The organism is Methylobacterium sp. AC315, assembly GCF_979253755.1.
The window spans coordinates 1-8061 of the sequence record NZ_CEEDEA010000047.1; the positions used below are offsets into that span (position 1 = coordinate 1).

At 68.9% G+C, this 8061-nt stretch carries 7 protein-coding genes; 2 read left to right on the forward strand and 5 right to left on the reverse strand.

The window, feature by feature from the left end:
* Window positions 1-403: 403 nt before the first annotated feature.
* The 3 genes from AC0IY0_RS28440 to AC0IY0_RS28450 are packed head-to-tail and all read right to left on the reverse strand — an operon-like array spanning window position 404 to window position 4291.
* Window positions 404-1198 carry an alpha/beta fold hydrolase gene (locus AC0IY0_RS28440; protein ID WP_471766419.1) on the reverse strand — a complete coding sequence of 265 codons (795 nt, stop codon included), beginning with the start codon at window positions 1196-1198 and terminating at the stop codon, window positions 404-406.
* Window positions 1195-2901, reverse strand: coding sequence for a GMC family oxidoreductase (locus AC0IY0_RS28445; protein WP_471766420.1), 1707 nt, complete (start codon window positions 2899-2901; stop codon window positions 1195-1197). Before AC0IY0_RS28445 ends, AC0IY0_RS28440 begins: the two co-directional genes overlap by 4 nt.
* Before the next feature lie 4 nt (window positions 2902-2905).
* Window positions 2906-4291, reverse strand: a complete 1386-nt coding sequence (locus AC0IY0_RS28450; protein ID WP_471766421.1) for a UbiD family decarboxylase — start codon at window positions 4289-4291, stop codon at window positions 2906-2908.
* A 176-nt stretch (window positions 4292-4467) separates the two neighbouring features.
* Here AC0IY0_RS28450 and AC0IY0_RS28455 point away from each other — a divergent pair, with 176 nt between their 5' ends.
* Together AC0IY0_RS28455 and AC0IY0_RS28460 are read left to right on the forward strand one after the other, a co-directional pair.
* On the forward strand, window positions 4468-5391 hold the full coding sequence (locus AC0IY0_RS28455) for a LysR family transcriptional regulator (RefSeq protein ID WP_471766422.1): 924 nt from the start codon (window positions 4468-4470) through the stop codon (window positions 5389-5391).
* Between the two features lie 108 nt (window positions 5392-5499).
* Window positions 5500-6072, forward strand: coding sequence for a UbiX family flavin prenyltransferase (locus AC0IY0_RS28460; protein WP_471766424.1), 573 nt, complete (start codon window positions 5500-5502; stop codon window positions 6070-6072).
* A 7-nt stretch (window positions 6073-6079) separates the two neighbouring features.
* On the opposite strand, the gene AC0IY0_RS28465 is transcribed toward AC0IY0_RS28460, so the two are convergent.
* Window positions 6080-6547 carry a TIGR02444 family protein gene (locus AC0IY0_RS28465; RefSeq protein ID WP_471766426.1) on the reverse strand — a complete coding sequence of 156 codons (468 nt, stop codon included), beginning with the start codon at window positions 6545-6547 and terminating at the stop codon, window positions 6080-6082.
* Between the two features lie 31 nt (window positions 6548-6578).
* Window positions 6579-7928 carry an MFS transporter gene (locus AC0IY0_RS28470; RefSeq protein ID WP_471766427.1) on the reverse strand — a complete coding sequence of 450 codons (1350 nt, stop codon included), beginning with the start codon at window positions 7926-7928 and terminating at the stop codon, window positions 6579-6581.
* Window positions 7929-8061: the final 133 nt, after the last annotated feature.

Genomic DNA, 8061 nt, shown 5'->3' on the forward strand with positions numbered 1-8061 from the left:
CGCACTGCCCTCGGGCCAACATGCGAATCAACGTCCAAACCACCGCTCAGCACCGAAAGTGCGGAAGAACCAAGGTTGCACGCCGAAACACACTCTGGAGGGGGCTTGCTGGAAAAACGGACAGCGTCTTACCCGATCCAATCCGGTCATACCGTCGAGGACGCGCATTCGCTGAAAGCTGTCGGGTGGCAACGTGGGCGAACGGGCCCAGTACCACGGCTGGGCTTTGTCCTCGCCCGGATCCGGAAAGCTCGATCTGGGTGAGGCCTGGGAGGCAGGTGATTCCAAATAACCCTGTCGACGAACCTGACACGGCCTCCTGCCCCTCCCCACGGGAAAGGGGCCGGCACCCGGCCTCGCGACAGTGTGTGTCAAGGCCAATCAGACCTTGTCTTGTGAAGACTTAATCTCTGCTCAAGACATGGGTGACGAAGCGGGCGATGACGTCGGCGGTTTCTGCCAACGCTTCGCGATGTGGGTGATGCCCAACATTCGGCATCTCATAAACAGTCAGCAGACCGGCGGGGCAAAATCTGCGAGCGGCAGCAATCTGAGCCTTGGTTCCGTAAGCATCCGTCGTTCCCTGGATGATGAGTGCCGGGACGGTCCATCGCGTGAGGGCTGTCTCGATTGTCCATCCGCGCCGAGCCGGATCCAACCAAGCGTCGTTCCAGCCCCGAAAGGCGCCCTCGACATCGGTATGCCGACGGCCGAGACGGACCTTCAGATCGCCCTTGTCGTAGGCGTCCCGGGCCCGTCGGGCCCCGGCCAGCGTCGCCTCCTCGACGAAGAAATGGGGCGCGATGAGGACGCCGCCCCGCACGCGGGTGTTGCCCTCCGCCAACGCGAGGGCCGCGATCGAGGCGCCATCGGAATGGCCGATCAGCAGGCCGCTTCGCAGTCCCGCAAGGTCGAAGACCTGGGGAAGTATGGTGCAGGCTTCCTGTTCGAGAAAGTCGGCCCGGCGGGGCAGAAGCACCGGACTCGAGGCCCCATAACCCTGCCGCGAGAAGGCCAGGACACCGCATCCGGTCGTCTCGACCAGAATTTCCGGCAGCGGGCCCCACTGCGTGGCAGAACCTAGACCCTCATGAAGCAACACCAGCGTCGGCGCAAATTCCGGCTGCGGACCGACGAAACGGTATTCCAGCCGTAGGTCGGCCACCGCAAAGGTGCCGAATGTGTCGAGGGGGATCATCCCATCTCCACCATCATCCTCTCCGCGATCTTTTCCGCAATCATCAAGGTCGGGACGTTCGTGTTTGCGCTAGGAAGGCGGGGCATCACCGATGCGTCAGCGACGAACAGGTTCTCGGTTCCGATGACGCGCCCCCCCGGATCAACCACCGCGCCGGGATCGTCGGCCCGGCCCATGCGGCACGTACCGCTCGCATGCCAGACCCCGAAGACGTTGTCCCGGACAAAGTCGTCGAGAGCGCCATCGTCTTGGAGCACTGTCGCCCAAGCGTGGCCGCCTAGGACGGCGCGCAGCAGCGGGGCGCGCAGCATGGCCGGTGCATCGAATACGGGGGCGAGGAGGCCGGTGAGCCGCCGGTTGCGAGGGGAGACGGCGCTCAACCGGCGGATCAACGGCGAATAGTTCGCGGGGAAGAGGTCGTCTGAGCGGGGGTTCAGCGTGGGCGAGACCACGAGGTCGCTGAGCAGCCGAATCCCCGAGGCGAGGCGTTCGAGATCGCGGCGATCCGAGAGCAGGCCGAGGTCGATGTCGGGCGGGCTGGACGGGTTCGCCGGATCGAGACGCAGGCGCCCGACCGAGTGCGGCTGGTTCACCCAGAGGAAGTAGAGCGCGAGGCGTCCGCCGAGGGCGTGCCAGCCGGCACGGGCGGAGGCGGTGAGATACATATCGGAGGCGCAGCCTCCGGGATGGCCGGACGTATAGCGCAGGGCCAGCAAGCTCGCGCGCCGGAAGGTCCCGGGCAGCCGGAGCGAGCGGGGAAGAACCTGGGCCATCGTCAAAGCGGGATGGTCCCGCAGGTTCTCGCCGACGCCCGAACGATCCAGCCGGACGGGTATCCCGCAGGCGGAGAGCGCATCGCCCGGGCCGATCCCGGCACGCAGGAGCAGCACCGGCGATTGAAGAGCGCCGGCGCACAGGACGACGGAGGCGGCGCCCACTTGCTGCTCGGATCCGTCGCCCCGCCGCAGCACGGCCCCGGTCGCGCAGCGCCCGTCCATCACCAGCGAACGGACCTCGAGGCCAGCGGCGATGGTGAGATTGGGCCGGGCCCGCGTCCCCACGTCCAGATACGCGGCGGCGGCCGAGACCCGCGCGTCGTCCCGGTTGGAGAAGGCCGGCGGGAAGATCCCGTCCTCGAACTCGCCGTTTTGATCGACGCGCCGGGGCAGGCCGGTCGCGTCGAAGGCGCGGGCGACCGCATGGGCGAAGGGGGGCCATGCGGGCTCCAGGATGCGCCGGATCGGGAGCGGCCCATCATGGCCGTGCAGCGGACCGCCGCAATCGAGGTCGGTCTCGAGCCTGCGGAAATACGGCAGTACGTCGTCCCAGGCCCAGCCCTCGGCGCCGAGCGCGGCCCAGGCCTCGTAATCGCGGGGCAGCCCGCGGTTGGCCGCCTGGACGTTGATGCTGGACGAGCCGCCCATCACCCGGCCCTGCTCGTAGGCCCGCCGCCGCATGCGACCGCGGGAGTCGCGGGTGACCGCCGCGTCGAGCCCCGGCCAGATGTAGGTGTCGCCATGGAACAGCGGCATCGGATAGCTGTCGAGGATCTCCGCCGGCACCCGGCCCGGCGGTGTATCGATGCCGGCTTCGACGAGGAGCACCCGGCGCCGCGGGTCGGCGGAGAGCCGGTGGGCCATCACGCAGCCGGCAGAGCCCCCGCCGACGATCAACACGTCGATCGTTTCGGGCAAGGCGTTCACGGGATCAGCCGATCGCCGCGCGCCAGTCGGCGCCGGACGCGAGCACCGCGTCGAGATCAACCTCGGCCTCGCCGGGAACACGGATGCGCTTGAATTTCATGGGGGGCGCGTCGAGCGGAACGGTCGCGTCGAGACCCATCTTTGCGCCGACCCCCTCGCGGCCCGAGGGATCGAGCTTCGAGCCCTGGGCGTGAGGGATGACGACGAGGTCGCGGTCAGCCTGGAACCGCGTCGAGACCGCCCATTCGACTTCCTGCGGGGCGTGAATGTCGACATCCGTATCGACCACGACGGCGTGCTTGATGTCGTAGTGGGCGGCGAAGGCCCCGAGCAGCACGTTCTTGGCCTCGCCCTCCTGCGTCTTCCGCAGGCGGACGTAGAGGTGGTAACGGCCGACTCCCCCCAGGGACAGATGCACGTCCTCGACACCGGGGAAGCTGCGCTGGAGTGTCGCGAGGATCGTGGCCTCGCGGGGGATCGCCCCCAGCAACAGATGCTCCAGACCGCCCCCGACGATCATGTGGAAGATCGAGTCGCGCCGGTGCGTCACCGCATCGACCTGCATGACGTGCCGCTTGGCCCGCTCCCCGTAATATTGTGGGAACTCCCCGAACGGCCCTTCGGGCTCGCGGATTTCGGGCAGGAGGTGGCCCTCGATCACGATCTCTGCGTTCGCCGGAACGCGCACGCCGTTTGTCAGGCACTTGACCACGTCGAGGGGTTGGCCGGTGAGCGCCCCGGCGATCTCCAACTCGTCGTGGCCGAGGGGCACGATGGCCTGGGATGCGAGGAGGCAGGCGGGATCGACGCCGACCACGAGGGCGACTTCGAGGCCCCGGCCCTGGGCCTCGGCCTTGCGGTAGAAATTGTCGGTATGCCGGGGCAGGACCAGCACGCCGATCCTGTCCGGACCGCTGATCTGGCAGCGCAGGATGGCGACGTTCTGCAGGCCGGTCTCCGGGTCCCGGGAGATCATCAGGCCCGCCGAGATGTAGGGTCCGCTGTCGTGCTCGTTCAAAGTGGGCACAGGCAGGAGCTTCAGGATGTCGAGTCCCTCCCGGTGGACGACCTCCTGCGCGGGGGCGGAGTTGCGTTCGTGCCAGGGGAGCGGCTGGGCGGCGGCCTGCTGGAAATGGGCGACGAGGCGATCCTGCGTGGTGCCGAGGGCTTCCGCCATCCAGGCCCGGCTCGACACGAGGCCCGAGACGATGGTGCCCGGATGCCCCCCGGGCTGCGGAAACAGGCTGGCCTGCCGGCCGTCGAGGCGGTTCGCCACCGCCGCCGCCTCGTGGCGCAAGCCGATTCCCGGCCGCGCGATGGCGAGGCGCCCATCCCCGGACAGCCGATCGAGCCAGTCGCGGAGGGAACGAACGGGAGTGGGCGCGTTCATGCTGTCCTCACGGCGGGGTCATCTGAACCAAGCTTGCCAGGGGAGGAAGCGTTAAGCTCTTCCCGCAGGCGGGAAAAATAACGATTGGTGATGCCGCCCATCAGCCGGTTTGAATTGCGCCGACCGGCCCGCACATGGTCCTCTGGCGCGTTGCTCGTGTCGCCCGGGTCCCGTGTATGGATCTCCGTCAGATCTCCTACTTCGTCGCCTTGTTCGAGGAGGGCAGCGTCACCCGCGCCGCGCAGCGGATGAACGTCGTCCAGCCCGCGCTCAGCATGCAGATTGCCAAGCTGGAACGGGAGCTCGGCCAGCGCCTGTTCGACCGACAGCCGAAGGCCATGGTGCCGACAGCCGCCGGCCGGACGCTGCACCGGCTGGTCCACCCGATCCAGCGGGATGTCGCCGAAGCCCGGGCGGCCATGGCGCGCCTGTCCCAAACCGTGTCGGGCCGCGTCACGGCGGGCATCCTGTCGTCCCTGTCGATGAGCGTGATCCCCAGCGTCCTCGCTCGCTTCGCGGCGGCCTACCCAGAGGTCGAACTGTCGCTGGCCGATGGCTACAGCAGCACCTTCATCGAGGGCGTCGGCGGCGGCGCCCTCGACCTCGCGGTAATCAACCGGCCGGCCCGACGCCTCGGCCTCGTCATGGCACCCCTCCTCGACGAGGAAATGGTCGTGGTCGGCGGGCGCGACACACCGTTGCCCGTGCCCCTGCCCCTGCGGATGGCGGACCTCGCCGCCCTCGACCTGATCCTGCCGTCGACTCGCCACGGCCTGCGCGTCGAACTCGACCGCCGTGTCGCCGCCGCGGACGTGACCCTGTGCCCGAAGCTCGAACTCGACCTGCCCCCCGCGATCGCGGACTTCGTGGCGCGCTCGACGCGTTTCACTGTGCTGCCGAGCATCGCCGTCAGCCGACAGCTCGCCGACGGGTCCCTCAAGGCCTACCGCATCGTCGCGCCGCGCATCGCCCGCGAATTGGTGATCATTCACCACCCGCAGAAACCGCTCAGCCACGCGGCGCAGCTCCTCATCGGCATCCTTGAGGAGGAGTTGAAAGCGGCGGCGGCCGCACTCCAGGCCCATATCATCACCGGTTGAGCCTCCCGGACTGATGGCAGCGATCAGCCGACGTTATTCGACACGGGCGAGCACACCCCGATACTGTCACCGGCAACGTCGCCGCGCCCGTTGCGGCCGGGAGGAACGATGACACCGCTGCCCCTCGTGGTCGGCATCTCGGGTGCTTCGGGGGTGATCTATGGGATCCGTCTCCTGGAAATCCTGCGCAACCTCGCGATCCCGGCCCATCTCGTGATGTCGCGCTCGGCCGAGGTGACGCTGGCCCATGAGACCGACCTCAAGGTCGCCGACGTCCGCGCCCTGGCCGCCAAGACTTACGCCCAGGGGGATATCGGCGCCTCGATCGCCTCCGGATCCTTCCGGACCCGCGGCATGGTCGTGGCGCCCTGCTCCATGCGAAGCCAGGCCGAGATCGCGACCGGCGTCACATCCGGCCTGCTGACGCGGGCCGCCGACGTGACCCTGAAGGAGCGCCGCCGCCTCGTCCTGATGGTGCGGGAGACCCCCCTCCACACCGGCCACCTCCGCACCATGACGGCGCTCTCGGAAATGGGGGCGATCATCGCCCCGCCGGTTCCGGCCTTCTACGCGCGTCCGGAGAGCCTCGCCGACATGGTGGACCATACGATCGGGCGGGTTCTCGACCTGTTCGACATCGACGCACCCGGCGTCCGGCGTTGGCGAAGCGGAGAAGGCTGACCGGCGCTCAGCCCTCCAGGGCCGTCGCGAGAACCCGCAGCGGTGCCTCCGGCCAGGTCCGGCCGATATGGGCGGCATAGAGGGCCAGCGCCTCGCCGCCCGAACTCGCCGGCATATCCGGGACCGGCGCGGCCTCGAAGAGAGCCGCGAGGGCGAGGCGCTCCGCCTCGATCTCCGCGAGCTTGATCCGCTCCCGGAGCGCCTCCGTCCCCTGGCCCGAAAGGATGTTCGATCGCATCGCCCGGCGGATCGCCCGCAGGGGACTGATCACCTGCCCGCGCCAGGGGCCGATCCGGGCTTCCGCTCCGGCGAGCGCCGAGGCGTCCAGCCTTCGTCCGGTCCTCCTGCACCAGATCAGGTACAGGAGCAGGGGCACATCGGCGCCGCCCTCGTCCTGGAGCGCGAGGCAGGCCGCGGCGACGCCGGGCCGGCCGTAGAACGCGCAGGCGAAGGTCCAGAGGGGATCACTCGTCATGGGAGGCCTCCGCCCGCGCAGAACCGGATCGTCAGGCCCGGTCGAGATTGCCCTGCGTCTCGTCGGTCAGGAAGGCCCCGACGAGATAGACCAGGGTGACGCCGGTCATGACGACGGCCAGCACCATCGGAATCTGCGTCGGCCCGTCGGCGACGAGGGAGACGAGCGTCGGCAGCATGCCGCCCAGCGCGAAACCGATGTTCCAGGTCAGGCCCGTCCCCGTGGCCCGCACCGCCGTCGGGAACTTTTCGTTGAGGAAGATCAGCAGCGGCCCGTAGCTGGCGTTGGCGATGAGCGCCAGCAAGAAGGCGCAGGCCGCGACCCCAACGAGGCTCGTCGTGTTCGCCATGGTCAGGAACAGGGCGGGAAAAGCGAGCAGGCGGATGACGCCCATGACGAGGAACGACCGTCTGCGCCCGATATGTTGGCTCAGTTCGCCCATGCCGCAGGCGCCGATCGCCGCCGCGACGTTTGCGCCGATCAGGATCATCGAGGCGGTGGCGTTCGGCACGCCGTTCACGAGCTTGAGGAGGGTCGGCAGGTAGCCGGACGTGAGGTAGTAGGCCGCGCCGCCGCCGAAAGAGATGAGTGTCGCGACCGCGAAGCTTCCCCGGTTGGACGGTGAGAACAGGGAGCGGATCGGCGAGGCCTCCGCCGGAGCGCCTGCCCGGAGCGCCGCCTTCCGGGCCTGGAGGTCCTTGAAGATCGGGGATTCCTCAAGATTGCGGAAGAGGATCAGGCCGATCACCGAGGTCAGGAGACCCGAGAAGAACATCAGCCGCCAGCCCCACTCGGTGAAGGCTTCTCCCGGCGCCATGAGCGAGACGACGTAGAAGACCAGGGAGGCAAGCAGGCCGCCGATGGCCGAGCCGCCCCCGCCGACCGCCCCGGACATCAGCCCCCGCCACCGCTCCGGGACGGATTCCGTCCCGATCGTGTGAGACGCCGCGACCACGCCGCCGACGAAGATGCCCTGGACGAGGCGGAAGATCAGGAAGATCGCGGTGGCGAGCCATCCGATCTGGCCGACCGTCGGCAGGAGGCCGAAGACCGCCGTCGACAGGCCGACCCCGGTCACCGCCACCATGAGCGCGCGGCGCCGGCCGAACCGGTCCGCATAGGAGCCGAACAGGGCCGAGCCGAGGGGCCGGATCAGCAGCGTGACCGCGAAGGAGGCATAGGCTCCCGCCAGCGACAGCATCGGCTTGTCGGCCGGAAAGAACAGGGCGCCGACGACGGGTGCCACGTAGAGCAGGATGAACAGGTCGAAGAGATCGAGCCCCCAGCCGAACAGCGAGGCCATGGCGGCCGTCGCCGTTTGCCGGCCCGTGGGCTTGGCGTGAGCGGGGGGATCGGATGCGAAGGTTGCGGCGGTCTGCATGGGCTTCCTCCGGGGGATGCGGTCGTTGCCGCGGCGGGCCGGTTCGGGCTCTGGGTCGGGACGGGGGCCATCAGGGCGCGCGCCATCGTGTCCCGCCGGGGCGGGATCGAAGCGGTGCCGTGGGGGTCACGGG